The 14,086-nt window shown below is 64.3% G+C and carries 10 protein-coding genes; 4 read left to right on the top strand and 6 right to left on the bottom strand.

What is annotated here, in order from left to right; translation table 11 throughout:
* The first annotated feature begins 27 nt into the window (after positions 1-27).
* Positions 28-1,176, top strand: coding sequence for an SGNH/GDSL hydrolase family protein (locus J2Y63_RS11860; protein WP_435266219.1), 1,149 nt, complete (start codon positions 28-30; stop codon positions 1,174-1,176).
* Here J2Y63_RS11860 and J2Y63_RS11865 read toward each other — a convergent pair.
* From J2Y63_RS11865 to J2Y63_RS11875, 3 genes are read right to left on the bottom strand one after another with little or no spacing between them, the layout of a single operon-like run.
* Entirely contained in the window at positions 1,173-2,516 is a 1,344-nt protein-coding gene (locus J2Y63_RS11865) for a sensor histidine kinase (RefSeq protein WP_435266220.1), read from the bottom strand. The genes J2Y63_RS11860 and J2Y63_RS11865 overlap by 4 nt on opposite strands.
* Positions 2,513-3,178, bottom strand: coding sequence for a response regulator transcription factor (locus J2Y63_RS11870; protein WP_435266221.1), 666 nt, complete (start codon positions 3,176-3,178; stop codon positions 2,513-2,515). Before J2Y63_RS11870 ends, J2Y63_RS11865 begins: the two co-directional genes overlap by 4 nt.
* The gene (locus J2Y63_RS11875; RefSeq protein WP_256120933.1) at positions 3,178-3,513 is read right to left on the bottom strand and encodes a PepSY domain-containing protein; all 336 of its coding nucleotides are present in this window, start codon (positions 3,511-3,513) and stop codon (positions 3,178-3,180) included. The genes J2Y63_RS11870 and J2Y63_RS11875 overlap by 1 nt, the downstream gene beginning before the upstream one ends.
* A 112-nt stretch (positions 3,514-3,625) precedes the next feature.
* On the opposite strand from J2Y63_RS11875, the gene J2Y63_RS11880 reads away from it, so the two are divergent.
* Together J2Y63_RS11880 and J2Y63_RS11885 are read left to right on the top strand one after the other, a co-directional pair.
* A complete protein-coding gene (locus J2Y63_RS11880) occupies positions 3,626-3,889 on the top strand; it encodes a PepSY domain-containing protein (protein ID WP_435266222.1) in 264 nt (87 codons plus the stop codon).
* Between the two features lie 50 nt (positions 3,890-3,939).
* Positions 3,940-4,905 (top strand): calcium-binding protein, encoded by a 966-nt coding sequence (locus tag J2Y63_RS11885; protein WP_435266223.1) that lies wholly within the window; start codon positions 3,940-3,942, stop codon positions 4,903-4,905.
* Positions 4,906-5,129: 224 nt separating this feature from the next.
* On the opposite strand, the gene J2Y63_RS11890 is transcribed toward J2Y63_RS11885, so the two are convergent.
* Together J2Y63_RS11890 and gltB are read right to left on the bottom strand one after the other, a co-directional pair.
* Positions 5,130-6,587 carry a glutamate synthase subunit beta gene (locus J2Y63_RS11890; protein ID WP_435266224.1) on the bottom strand — a complete coding sequence of 486 codons (1,458 nt, stop codon included), beginning with the start codon at positions 6,585-6,587 and terminating at the stop codon, positions 5,130-5,132.
* A gap of 96 nt (positions 6,588-6,683) precedes the next feature.
* The gene (gene gltB / locus J2Y63_RS11895) at positions 6,684-11,408 is read right to left on the bottom strand and encodes a glutamate synthase large subunit (protein ID WP_435266225.1); all 4,725 of its coding nucleotides are present in this window, start codon (positions 11,406-11,408) and stop codon (positions 6,684-6,686) included.
* 527 nt (positions 11,409-11,935) lie between these two features.
* Here gltB and J2Y63_RS11900 point away from each other — a divergent pair.
* Positions 11,936-12,982: a threonine aldolase family protein gene (locus tag J2Y63_RS11900; RefSeq protein ID WP_435266226.1), complete on the top strand. Its 1,047-nt coding sequence runs from the start codon at positions 11,936-11,938 to the stop codon at positions 12,980-12,982.
* Between the two features lie 223 nt (positions 12,983-13,205).
* Here J2Y63_RS11900 and J2Y63_RS11905 read toward each other — a convergent pair whose 3' ends face one another.
* Positions 13,206-13,667: an Hsp20 family protein gene (locus J2Y63_RS11905; RefSeq protein WP_256120927.1), complete on the bottom strand. Its 462-nt coding sequence runs from the start codon at positions 13,665-13,667 to the stop codon at positions 13,206-13,208.
* Positions 13,668-14,086: the final 419 nt, after the last annotated feature.

Raw genomic sequence — 14,086 nt, forward strand, 5'->3', positions numbered from 1 at the left:
CGCGGTCAAGACGGAGAGCCCATCGCGATGAGCATGACCACGACGTTCCGGATTGTGCGGCTCAGCCTCGCCTTTACCGTGGCAGCGAGCGTCGTCGTGACCGCCATCCCGGCCGGCGCGCAGGAGCGCCGCGAGCGCAAGACCATCTTGGAACTGCTGTTTGGCACGCCCAAGCGCAAGGAAGTCGTGCGCGAGCCGCAGGTCAAGAAACCGCGCACCGCCAACCGCAAGAAGAAACAGACGACCACCGTCGCCACCAAGCCGGAACCGGCCGCGATCGAAAAGCTGCCGGACGCCAAGGTGGTGCTCGTCGTCGGCGACTTCATCGCCGGCAGCCTTGGCGAAGGGCTGATCGCCGCCTTCGAGGCGACGCCCGGCATCGTGGTGGAGCGCCGCACGAACGGGTCGTCCGGCATCGTGCGCGAGGACTATTACAACTGGCCGACCTCGCTGCCCACGCTGATCACGGAAACCAAGCCCGCCTTGATCGTCGTTAGCATGGGCGCCAACGACCGCCAGCAGATGACGGTCGGAGGGGAAAAGGAAAAGTTCCGCTCCGAGGCCTGGACGAAGGAATATGAAGCGCGCGTCGGACGCCTCGCGACGCTTGCCCGCAATGGCGGCAAGCCGATGATGTGGATCGGCATGCCAGCCTTCCAGTCCTCCGCCATGACCGCCGACATGACGACGCTCAACAATATCTATCGTGCGGGCGTCGAGAAGGCGGGCGGCGAATTCGTCGATATCTGGGACGGCTTCGTCGACGAGAACGGCAAGTTCGTGATCTCCGGTTCCGACATCAACGGCCAGCAGGTGCGCCTGCGCGGCTCAGATGGCATCAACTTCACCAAGGCCGGCAAGCGCAAGCTCGCCTTCTATGTGGAGAAGGAAATCCGCCGCGTGCTGGGTGACGCCGCCGCCGACGGCCCCGGCCTGCAAGGCGACCTGAAGGACCTCGTGGTGACGGCACCGGCCGAAGACACGGAAATCACCAAGACCCAGCCGATCAGCCTCGCCGACCCGGCGCTCGACGGCGGCACGGCACTGCTGGGCGGCGCTGTCATCAAGGGCAACGGCAAGAGCCTGCGCGAAAAGCTGGTCGAAAAAGGGGAGATCGCCGATGCGCCCCTCGGCCGCGTCGATGATTTCCGCGTGAACAAGGTCGCGACGCCCTAAGCGACGATCCGCGGCAGGGTGATGCGGGCGCAAAGTCCCGGCTGGCGATTTTCCAGCGCGAAGCTGCCATTCGCCTCCTCGACGAAGCTCTCCACGATGGCAAGGCCGAGGCCTGCGCCCTCGCTCGTCGTGTCGAGCCGGCTGCCGCGCTTTAGCACAAAATCGATCTCGCCTTCCGGAATGCCCGGCCCATCGTCGGTGACCTCGATGATCGCATTGTGATCGTCCATGCGGGCAAAGATGCCCACCGTGGTCCTGGCATAACGCGCAGCATTTTCCGCAAGGCTGCCGAGGATTTCCGCTAAATCCTCCGGATCGATGCGCAGGATCAGCCCCGGCTCGATCTCCTGCTGCCAGTCGAGATCGCGCCCTGCCGGCGTGCGCGAGACGACGCTGACGACCTGCGAGGCGACGCGGCCGAGATCGCTGCGGCCCGCATGTCCACGTTCCGCCTGGCGCGCGCGGGCCATCTCATGGTCCACATGGCGGCGCATGCGCAGGATGATCGCCTCGATGTCCTTGGCAACGCTCTCCTCCCCACGCTCGCGCAGGCGCAGCACGTCGCCGGAGAGGATTTGCAGCGGCGTCTTGAAACCATGCGCAAGATCCGCCGCCCGCTCGCGCGCCTTGCGCAACTGGTTTTCGCGCGATTGCAGCAGGGCGTCCACCTCGCCGGTCAGGGGCAGCACCTCGTCGGGAAAATCGTTGCCGAGCCGTTCGGCCTTACCGGCCCGGATGGCGGACAGGCGCTCGGTCAGCGTTGCAAGCGGCCGGAGGCCCACGAAGATCTGCACGAAGCTCGCCGCCAGCAGAAGGGCTGCAAGGGCCTGGAGATAGGGCAGGAGATCACCCTCGAACTCGTCCGTCGCGCGGGAAATATCGGTCCGGTCGATCGCCACCGCCACCCGCAACGGCCGTGCACCGGCACGCTCGGGCGTCACCACCTCGCGCTCGACAAGAAGCAGCGGCACCGCGCCCGGCCCGGGAATGGTCGCCGTGTGCACGCCGCCGGCCGGGATATCCGGCAGCGTGAGAATATCGTCCCAGAGCGAGCGGGAGCGCAGGCGCTTGCCCTCGCCTTCGATCTGCCAGTAGAGGCCGGACAGCGGGCGCTCGAAGCGGGGATCGACCGGCGGCTTCACGAGGTCGAGCGCCGTGCCCGGCTGTTCGGCAAGCCCGGCGATGATCTGGTTGAGATGCAGCGCCAGCTCGGCTGCGATGCGCCGCTCCACATGGCGCTCGAACAGGGTGGAAAGAACGAAGAACGCCGCCACAAGGGCGGCGATGATGGAGGCGGCGCCCGCAAGCGCAAGGCGAAGGCGCAGCGAACGGCGCGTCACGGCGCGCTCTCGCCCATATAATAGCCGAAGCCGCGCCGCGTGCCGATGGCGACGGCGCCGAGCTTCTTGCGCAGCCGCGCGACGAGCGCCTCCAGCGCATTGGCATCGCGCGAATAGTCGTCGCCGTAGAGGTGCTCCTGCAATTCCGTCGGCGGCACGATGCGGTCGCGGTGATGACCGAGATAGCTGACGAGACGGTATTCCAGCGGCGTCAGCGATTGCGGCACGCCATTGACGCTGACCCGCATCGCCCGCGTGTCGATGGTGACCGACCCGATGGCGATGGTCGCCGCGCCATGGCCGACGGAGCGGCGGATGAGCGCGCGGGCGCGGGCAAGCAGTTCCTCGAACTGGAAGGGTTTCGGCAGGTAGTCGTCGGCGCCGGCATCGATGCCCTCGACGCGTTCCGCCCAGCTTCCCCGCGCCGTCAGCACCAGCACCGGCATGTGCCGGCCGTTCGCCCGCCAGCGCTTCAGCAGCGACATGCCATCCATGCTCGGTAGTCCGAGATCGAGGATGATGAGATCATAATCCTCGGTATCGCCGAGGAACCAGGCGTCCTTGCCGTCAGAAGCCGTCTCCACGGAATAACCGGCACCACTCAGGACGGTGGAGACATCGGCCGCAATGCGGGCATCGTCCTCGACGAGAAGCAGGCGCATCAGTCGGCATCGTCCTCTACGATCGCCATCGTCTTGGCATCGAGCTGAAGCTCGACGATCTGGCCGGACGGCTGGATGAATTCCAGCTCATATATATAGCGCCCGTCCTCGCGCTCAAGCTCGACTTCGATGAGGTCGCCCTGAACGTGCTTGCGCGCCTCCACGATGATCTGTTCGAGCGGGCGCACGAGGCCCTGTTCGAGCGCTCGGCGGGCTTCCTCGTGCTCCACCGCATCGTCGTCGTCATCCGCCTGCGCGCCCATAGGCGGCGCGATGGAGAGGGCGACGAACAAAGCGATCGCCAGCGGAAAAGGGGTCAGGAGTTTCTTGATCATGCACCTACCTATACGCGAGCCAAGCTGACAAATCGCTGACAGCGCCTGTCAGGCAAGCAACAGGCGGCCTGTGCGAATCCTCTCCTCAACAACGACAGGAAAGGACTTCGCAATGCGCACCATGACGATCGGCCTTCTCGCCGCAGGCCTCCTCGCCCTCGCCCTGCCCGCACAGGCGGAAACCACCAAGGTTTCGCCCCGCAAGACCCTGGAGCAGGTGGCCAACGAGCTTTCCGCCAAGGGCTACACGATCCGCGAGATCGAGATGGACGACGGCCACTTCGAGGCAAAGATCGTCGATGCCAAGAACGTCGTCAGCGAAGCCAAGATCGACAGCTACACCGGCGAGATCCTGCGCCTGGAACGCGAAGACTGATCCTCCCCCAACCTCTCCCCTGAAGACCCTATCAAAAAAGGACATTTCCCATGGTAAAGATCACCGGCACTTCCAAGGCCAACACGCTCAAGGGCCAGTCGACGTCTGACGACATCTACGGCTATGCCGGCAACGACAAGCTGTTCGGCTACGGCGGCAACGACGACCTCGAAGGCGGCGCGGGCAACGACTGGCTGCAGGGCGGCACCGGCAATGACGAGCTGACCGGCGGCGCCGGCCGCGACACCTTCGTCTTTTCCAGCGGCCGCGACGAGATCGACGATTTTTCGAGCCGTGACGACACGATCGTCATCGACAGCGCGCTCGGCGTGAAGAACTTCACCGAGCTGAAGGCGCTCGCCAAGTCCGTCGACGGCGGCGAGGATGTGCGCTTCGACTTCGGCAACGGCAACACGCTGACGCTGGACGACACCAAGCTTTCGAGCCTGAAGGCCAGCGACTTCTCCTTCAAATCCGTGAACACCGACGAGCCAAAGGACCCGCTGTCGGGCGATGACGTGCTGAACGGCACCAGCAAGGCCGACAAGCTCTCCGGCGGCGCCGGCAATGACAAGATCTCCGGCTTCAGCGGCAACGACAAGCTTTCGGGCGATGCCGGCAACGACAGGCTCTATGGCGGCAACGGCCATGACGACCTGGAGGGCGGCGCCGGAAACGACATCCTCTCGGGTGGTGCGGGCAATGACGACCTCGAAGGCGGTTCCGGCAACGATCGCCTGAACGGCGGCGCCGGCAACAACGAACTGGAAGGCGGCGCCGGTCGCGACACCTTCGTCTTCGCCACGGGCAAGACGGAGATCGAGGACTTCCGCGCCGATTTCGACACGATCGAAATCGCGAAGAGCCTCGGCGTATCGAGCTTCGCCGACCTCACCGACATCGCCCGCACCGCCGATGGCGGCAAGGACGTGATGTTCGATTTCGGCCAGAGCGAGTTGCGCCTCGAAGACACCAAGCTCGCCGACCTCTCGGCATCGGACTTCCTCTTCGTCTGAGGCGGGTATCGCCCCTCATCCCGCTGCCGCGACCTTCTCCCCGCAAACGGGGAGAAGGGGCTTGTGGCAAGGCCGTGCCTAAATCAGGCATGGCGAAACCGGGCAACATCCTCCTTCTCCCCGCTTGCGGGGAGAAGGTGCCGGCAGGCGGATGAGGGGCACTTCATCAAAAAGAAAAGGGCGCGCCGGTTTCCCGGCGCGCCCTTTTATTCTTACCAAAAACCTCAGAGCGGCAGCGTGGTCGAGCCCATCAGCGATTCGTCGATTGCACGCGCCGCCTGGCGGCCTTCGCGGATGGCCCAGACGACGAGCGACTGGCCGCGGCGCACGTCGCCGGCGGTCCAGAGCTTGTCGACCGAGGTCTTGTAGTCGCGCTCGTTGGCAATCACGTTGGACGAACCGCGCTTGTCGGTGTTGATCGCGAGCTTCTCGCCGAGATCCTTCAGGACGCTGTCCGTGAAGGGACCGCGGAAGCCGATGGCGATGAAGGCGAGGTCGGCCTTGATGATGAACTCCGTCCCGGCGATCGGCGTGCGGCGATCGTCCACCTGGCAGCACTTCACGCCGGTCAGGACACCATCCTCGTCGCCGACGAATTCGAGCGTGCCGACCTGGAACTCGCGCACGGCGCCCTCGGCCTGCGAGGAGGAGGTGCGCATCTTCGTCGCCCAGAAGGGCCAGACGGCGAGCTTGTCTTCCTTTTCCGGCGGCTGCGGGCGGATGTCGAGCTGGGTGACCTTGACGGCGCCCTGGCGGAAGGCCGTGCCGACGCAGTCGGACGCCGTATCACCACCGCCGACCACGACGATGTGCTTGCCACCGGCAAGGATCGGCTCCGACGGCCAGCCGACGCTGTCAATGTTCTCGCGGCCAACGCGGCGGTTCTGCTGCACGAGATAAGGCATCGCATCATGCACACCGGTGAACTCGACGCCCGGAATGCCGGCATCGCGCGGCGTTTCGGAGCCGCCGCAATAGAGCACGGCATCATGCTCGGCGAGCATTTCTTCCATCGGCTTGTCGACGCCGACATTGACGCCGTAATGGAACGTCACGCCCTCGCCGCGCATCTGGTCGACGCGGCGGTCGATGAAGTTCTTCTCCATCTTGAAGTCCGGAATGCCATAGCGCAGCAAGCCGCCGGCCTTGGATTCGCGCTCGTAGAGGTGGACCTCGTGGCCGGCGCGGGCGAGCTGCTGGGCAGCGGCCATGCCCGAGGGGCCGGAACCGATGACGGCGACCTTCTTGCCGGTCTTCACCGTCGCCGGCTGCGGCACGATATAGCCCATTTCATAGGCCTTGTCGGCAATCGCCTGCTCGACGGTCTTGATGGAGACCGGCGCGTCTTCCAGGTTCAGCGTGCAGGCTTCCTCGCAGGGTGCGGGGCAGACGCGGCCGGTGAATTCCGGGAAGTTGTTGGTCGAATGCAGGTTGCGGATCGCCTCTTCCCAGTTGCCGTTATAGACGAGGTCGTTCCAGTCCGGGATCTGGTTGTGCACCGGACAGCCGGTCGGTCCGTGGCAATAGGGAATGCCGCAGTCCATGCAGCGCGCGGCCTGCTTTTGGACCTCGGGGTCCGACATGGGAATGGTGAATTCGCGAAAATGGCGGATGCGGTCGGAGGCCGGCTGGTACTTTGCAACCTGCCGATCGATCTCCATGAAACCTGTAACCTTGCCCATCGTATTTTCCTGATCTCAAGCGTGTTCAACGAGCGCCTTCCGGGCGCGTGAAAAACCCTCCAGCAACGCCGGAAGGTCGCAGTCTCGGCGGCCGGGTTACTCGGCCGCCTCCGCCATTTTCATGCGTTCCATGTCTTCCAGCGCACGGCGATATTCGACCGGCATGACCTTGCGGAACTTCGGACGGAACTCGGCCCACTGGTCGAGGATCTCCTTGGCACGCGGCGAGCCGGTATAATGCAGGTGGTTGGAGATGAGCTGGTAGAGCCGCTCCTCGTCGTGGCGCGTCATGTCGCCGGAGACGTCCACCATGCCCTTGTGCATGAGGTCGCCGCCGTGATGGTGCAGTTTCTCCAGCATGTCGTCCTCTTCCGGCACCGGCTGGAGCTCGACCATCGCCATGTTGCAGCGGCGGGCGAAATCGCCCTCCTCGTCCAGCACATAGGCGACGCCGCCCGACATGCCGGCCGCGAAGTTGCGCCCCGTCTGGCCGATGACGACGACCACGCCGCCCGTCATATATTCGCAGCCATGGTCGCCCACGCCCTCGACGACGGCGATGGCACCGGAGTTGCGCACGGCGAAACGCTCGCCGGCCACGCCGTTGAAGTAGCACTCGCCGGCAATCGCGCCGTAGAGAACCGTGTTGCCGACGATGATCGACTCGTGCGGGATCGCTTTGCTGCCGGTCGGCGGGCGCACGATGATGCGGCCGCCGGACAGGCCCTTGCCGACATAGTCGTTGCCCGCACCGACGAGGTCGAAGGTGATCCCGCGGGCCAGGAACGCCGCGAAGGACTGGCCGGCCGTGCCCTTGAGCGTGACCGAGATCGTGTCGTCCTTCAGGCCCTTGAAGCCGTAGCGCTTGGCGACGGCACCGGAGAGCATCGCGCCCGCCGAACGGTCGACGTTCTTGATGTCGACCTCGAAGGCGGCCGGCGTCTTCGATTCCAGCGCGGGTTTCGCCTGCTCGATCAGCTTGCGGTCGAGGATGTCGTGGATCGGGTGATCCTGCCGCTCGGTCCAGTAGGTTGCCTCCTTCGGCGCATCCACCTTGTGGAAGATGCGGGAGAAGTCGAGACCGTTGGCCTTCCAGTGCGAAATCATCTTCTCCTTTTCGAGCAGCTCCGAGGCGCCGATGATCTCGTTCAGCGAGCGAACGCCGAGCGAGGCCAGGATTTCACGCACCTCTTCGGCAACGAAGAAGAAGTAGTTGATGACGTGCTCCGGCGTGCCCTTGAAGCGCTTGCGAAGAACCGGATCCTGCGTCGCGACACCCACGGGACAGGTGTTGAGATGACACTTGCGCATCATGATGCAGCCGGCCGCAATCAGCGGCGCGGTGGCAAAGCCGAACTCGTCGGCCCCCAGCAGCGCGCCGATGACGACGTCACGACCGGTCTTCAGGCCGCCATCGACCTGGAGCGCGATGCGCGAGCGCAGCTTGTTGAGCACGAGCGTCTGGTGCGTCTCGGCAAGGCCGATTTCCCAGGGCGAGCCCGCATGCTTCAGCGAGGTGAGCGGCGAGGCGCCCGTACCGCCGTCGAAGCCGGCGATGGTGATATGGTCGGCGCGCGCCTTGGCGACACCGGCGGCAACCGTGCCGACGCCGACTTCCGAGACGAGCTTGACCGAGATATCGGCTTCCGGGTTGACGTTCTTCAGGTCGTAGATGAGCTGCGCCAGGTCCTCGATCGAGTAGATATCATGGTGCGGCGGCGGCGAGATGAGGCCGACGCCCGGGGTGGAGTGACGGGTCTTTGCGACCGTCGCATCCACCTTGTGGCCGGGCAACTGGCCGCCCTCGCCGGGCTTGGCGCCCTGCGCGACCTTGATCTGCAGCATGTCCGCATTGACCAGGTATTCGGTGGTCACACCGAAGCGGCCCGACGCGATCTGCTTGATCGCGGAACGCTCGGGGTTGGACGAGCCATCCGGCAGCGGCAGGTAGCGGTCTGCCTCCTCGCCGCCCTCGCCGGTGTTCGACTTGCCACCGATCCGGTTCATGGCGACAGCGAGCGTGGTATGCGCCTCGCGGGAAATCGAGCCGAAGGACATGGCGCCGGTGGAGAAGCGCTTGACGATATCGACCGCCGGCTCGACCTCGTCGATGGAGATCGGCGTGCGACCGGCGTCTTCCGCGCCCTTGATGGCGAAGAGGCCGCGGATCGTGTTCATGCGCAGCGACGAGGTATTCACCAGCTCGGCGAATTCCTTGTAGCGGTCGGCCGCATTGCCGCGCACCGCATGTTGCAGCGAGGCGATGACGTCCGGCGTCCAGGCGTGTTCCTCGCCGCGCATGCGGTAGGCATATTCGCCGCCGATATCGAGCGTGTTGGCCAGCAGCGGATCACGGCCGAAGGCCGATTTGTGGCGTGCGAAGGTTTCCTCCGCGATCTGGTCGAGGCCGATGCCCTCGATCGTCGTTGCCGTGCCGAAGAAATACTGGTCGACCAGCTCGGACGACAGGCCGATCGCGTCGAAAATCTGCGCGCCGCAATAGGACTGGTAGGTCGAGATGCCCATTTTGGACATGACCTTCAGGATGCCCTTCCCGATCGCCTTGATGTAGCGGTAGACGACTTCCTCGGCGTCCACTTCCTTCGGGAACTCGCCGCGCTTGTGCATGTCGGTGAGCGTGTCGAAGGCCAGGTACGGGTTGATCGCTTCTGCGCCGTAACCGGCGAGAAGACAGAAGTGATGCACTTCGCGCGGCTCGCCGGATTCGACGACGAGGCCGACCGAGGTGCGCAGCCCCTTGCGGATCAGGTGGTGGTGCACGGCGGCGGTGGCCAGCAGCGCCGGGATCGCCACGCGGTCCGGCCCGATCTGGCGGTCGGAGAGCACGATGATGTTGTAGCCGCTGCTGACGGCCTTCTCGGCGCGCTCGCAGAGCCTGTCGAGGATTTCCGGCAGGCCTTCGGCACCGCGGGAGACGTCATAGGTGAAGTCCAGCGTCTTGGTGTCGAAACGGTCTTCGACATGGCCGATCGAGCGGATCTTTTCGAGATCGCCATTGGTGAGGATCGGCTGGCGCACTTCCATGCGCTTGGCCTTCGCCGCACCGCCGTGGTCGAGAATGTTCGGACGCGGGCCGATGAAGGAGACGAGGCTCATGACCAGTTCCTCGCGGATCGGGTCGATGGGCGGGTTCGTCACCTGCGCAAAGTTCTGCTTGAAATAGGTGTAGAGCAGCTTGCGCTTGCTCGACATGGCCGAGATCGGCGTGTCGGTGCCCATGGAACCGATCGCCTCCTGCCCCGTCGTCGCCATCGGCGACATCAGCAGGCGGGTGTCCTCCTGGGTATAGCCGAACGCCTGCTGGCGATCACGCAGCGACACGTCGCGGCGCAGCGCCCGCGGCTCCACCGGGCCGAGGTCTTCGAGGATGATCTGGGTGTTGTCCAGCCATTCGCGGTAAGGATGCTTGGCGGCGAGCGCGGACTTCACCTCCTCGTCGGAGATGATGCGGCCCTCTTCCATGTCGATCAGCAGCATTTTGCCCGGCTGGAGACGCCACTTCTTGACGATGCTCTCTTCCTTGACCGGCAGCGTGCCGGCTTCGGAGGCGAGGATGACGCGGTCGTCATCCGTCACGAGGTAGCGGGCCGGACGCAGGCCGTTGCGGTCAAGCGTCGCGCCGATCTGGCGGCCGTCGGTGAAGGCAACCGCAGCGGGACCATCCCACGGCTCCATCAGGGCGGCGTGATACTCGTAGAATGCCTTGCGCTCGGCACCCATCAGCTGGTTGCCGGCCCAGGCTTCGGGGATCAGCATCATCACGGCATGGGCGAGCGAGTAGCCGCCGCGGATCAGGAATTCGAGCGCGTTATCAAAACAGGCTGTGTCCGACTGCCCCTCGTAGGAGATCGGCCAGAGCTTGGTGATGTCGTCGCCGAAGAGCGGCGAGGAGACGGAGGCCTGGCGGGCCGCCATCCAGTTGACGTTGCCGCGCAGCGTGTTGATTTCGCCGTTATGGGCGACCATGCGGTAGGGGTGCGCGAGCTTCCACGACGGGAAGGTGTTGGTGGAAAAGCGCTGGTGCACGAGGGCGACGGCCGATTCGAAGCGCGGATCGGCCAAGTCCTTATAATAGGCGCCCACCTGGTAGGCGAGGAACATGCCCTTGTAGACGATCGTCGTCGAGGAGAGCGAGACGGGATAGAAGTTGCTCTCCTCGCCTTCGTATTCGTCATAGATACGGTTGGAGATCACCTTGCGCAGGGTGAAGAGGCGGCGCTCGAACTCGCCGTTCGTCGCGGCATCGCGGCCGGCGCCGATGAACACCTGCACATGCCGCGGCTCGGTGGCGGCAATTTCCGGCGCCTTGGAGAGCGAGGAATTGTCGACCGGCACATCGCGGAAGCCGATGAGGATCTGCCCCTCCTCGGCGACGACGTCGGCGATGACCTTCTTGAAATGCTCGACGAGCGTCTCGTCCTGCGGCATGAAGATATGGCCGGCGGCGTATTCGCCGGCCTTCGGCAGGGTGATGCCCTGCTTGGCCATCTCCTCGCGGAAGAAGCGGTCGGGAATCTGCACGAGGATGCCCGCGCCGTCGCCCATCAGCGGATCAGCGCCGACAGCACCGCGATGCGTCAGGTTTTCGAGCATGAACAGCCCGTCCTGCACGATCTGGTGCGACTTCTGGCCCTTCAGGTGCGCGACGAAGCCGACGCCGCAGGCATCGTGTTCGTTGCGCGGATCGTAGAGGCCCTGTCGTTTTGGCATGCCGGTATTGGAGGTACGCGTTTTGGCGTCCGTCGCAGTGATCTGCGCGTGGCTCTGCCGAAACCCGTTTGATGGCGTCATGTCCGTCATCGTCTTTCCTCCTGTGGCGCCCGGCACCGTGCGGGCATTCGTTTCCGCCCGCGTAGCGACCGTTTGCCTTTCAGCAATCCGGCCACGCGAGCGTCTGTTATATAACCCTGACCCGACCGTAAAAAGACGACGGCCGACCAGGCATGATCATCCAGGACCGTCGGACGGCCAGGCAGCATCCAGAGAGGGTCTCCAATGCCCGGCGCCTCTTCGGCGTCCCGTCGCGGTCGCGGGGGACGCTTCATCGGTCTCTTGACCGAAATAGGACAGCAACACTGTCCTATTTCATAAGCTCTATGCCAGAAACGACCCTTCGCTGCAAGGCCATCATGCCAAATAATCACCACCTCATGAAGAAAAATTGCCTGCGCGGTCGCGGGCTTGAAATTAAATTACGACATCGTAGCACATTGTTTCCGTTCCTTTCATTTTACACAGGAACGGCTCTCGTGCCGCGCGGCGGCGATTGATCGCCATCATTTCTCCATTATGGTCCCCCCGAAGCCCTCAATCGCATTGGAAACCGCATGTTCTTCGCATCCGACAACTGGGCGGGCGCCCATCCCGACATCGCAAAAAGCCTCGTCGACGCCGCCGGCGGCTTTGCCTCCGCCTATGGCACGAGCGACCTCGACAAGCGTGTGGAAAAGACCTTTTCCGAAATCTTCGAGCGCGACGTCGCCGTCTTCTTCGTCGGCACCGGCACGGCGGCGAATTCGCTGGCGCTCGCAAGCTTCAACCGCCCGGGCGGCCAGGTCTTCTGCCACCGCGAAGCGCATGTGAACGTCGACGAATGCAACGCCCCGGAATTCTTTGCGACCGGCGCCAAGCTCGTGCCGATCGACGGCCCCGCCGGCAAGTTGCAGGCCGATTCGCTTGCCGCGGCGATCTCGCGTTTCCCGCCCGATTTCGTGCATGGCGGCCAGCCGATGGCCGTTACCATCACCCAGGCGACGGAAGCCGGCACCGCCTATACGCTGGACGAAATCGCCGCGCTTTCGGAGGTCACAAAGAACGCCGGCCTGCCGCTGCATATGGATGGCGCCCGTTTTGCCAATGCGCTCGCCCATCTCGGCACGAAGCCGGCGGAAATGACCTGGAAGCGTGGCGTCGACCTGCTCTCCTTCGGCGGCACGAAGAACGGCTGCTGGTGCGCCGAGGCGCTTGTGCTCTTCGATCCGGCCAAGGCGCAGCAGATGCATTTCCTGCGCAAGCGCTCCGCCCAGCTCTTCTCGAAATCCCGCTTTATCGCCGCGCAGTTCGACGCCTATTTCCGCGATGGCCTGTGGCTGGAACTCGCCCGCCATTCGAACGGCATGGCCGCCCGCCTCGCGGCTGGTTTCAGCACTTCCGAAAAGGCCCGCCTCGCCTGGCCGACCGGCTCGAACGAACTCTTCGCCATCATCCGCAACGATGCGACGAAGGCGCTGAAGGACAAGGGCGCCGTCTTCTACGACTGGCCGGCCGGCCCGGAGCTGAAGGCGAGCATGCGCGAGGACGAAACCCTGATCCGCCTCGTCACCAGCTTCGCCACGACCGAATCGGACGTTGACACTTTCCTCTCGGCGCTCTGAGACTCCCGGCAGCCCCTGGGACACAAAAAAGTCCGCACCCCCTCCTCCGTCATGGTCGGGCTTGACCCGACCATCCACCCTCCGAACACGCCGGTGGATCCTCAGGTCGAGCCCGAGGATGACGTCGTGGGTGGGGGATCGCCTTGCACACCAAGAAAACCGACAACAAAAAAGGCGGTGCCTTGCGGCACCGCCCTTCTTCATTCCCGAACGAAGCGACAGATCAGTTGGTCTGCGCTTCGATCTGCTTGGCTTCGCGGTTGACGGCCGAAATCTCGATACGGCGCGGCTTGGCGGCTTCCGGAATGTCGCGCAGAAGATCGATGTGGAGAAGGCCGTTCTTCAGCGAAGCGGCGCGCACTTCCACATGATCGGCGAGCTGGAAGCGGCGCTCGAAGGCGCGCTTGGCAATGCCGCGGTAGAGATACTGGCTTTCCTCGGCCGTTTCGTCCTTCTTCTCGCCCTTGACCGTCAGCGCATGTTCGCGCGCCTCGATCGACAGTTCGCTTTCGTCGAAACCGGCAACCGCCATGGTGATGCGGTAGGTGTTTTCGCCGGTGCGTTCGATGTTGTAGGGCGGATAGGTCTGGGCCTGCTCGGGCTGGCCGAGGCTATCGAGCATGGTGAAGAGACGGTCGAAGCCGACGGTGGAACGATAGAGGGGGGAGAAATCGACGTGACGCATGGTGTCCTCCTTCAGAGCAACGGTTGCGATCGATAAAAGGCGGCACCCGATTTCTGGAAGGTGCAGCCCGGTTCATCCGGCGTCCGACCCTCTTTGGCGACGGAAGCCTCGACGGACCCTTTCGGCGCCCGTGACGATGAGATGGGAACGCTTTTCCGGCGGTTCAAGGGGGGCTGGACGGCCGAAAATTACCCGCCGAAGAAATTTTCGAGATGAACGGCGGATGAACGCCCGCTTCGGAAACCGTTCAGCTTCACCTTGCTAGAACGGCAGCATCGGAAGCGAAAACTTCTGAGACCGGGGTGCAACGTCCCTTCCTCCCTGGTCAAATTGCGCCGGACTGCATGAGGGCTACCCCCGTTGCCCCATGCATCCGGCTTTTTTCTTTGACGGCACGAAACCCAGCGCCTATCCATCCA

This window comes from Shinella sp. BE166 (genome assembly GCF_051201095.1).
GTDB classification, from domain to species: Bacteria; Pseudomonadota; Alphaproteobacteria; order Rhizobiales; family Rhizobiaceae; genus Shinella; species Shinella lacus.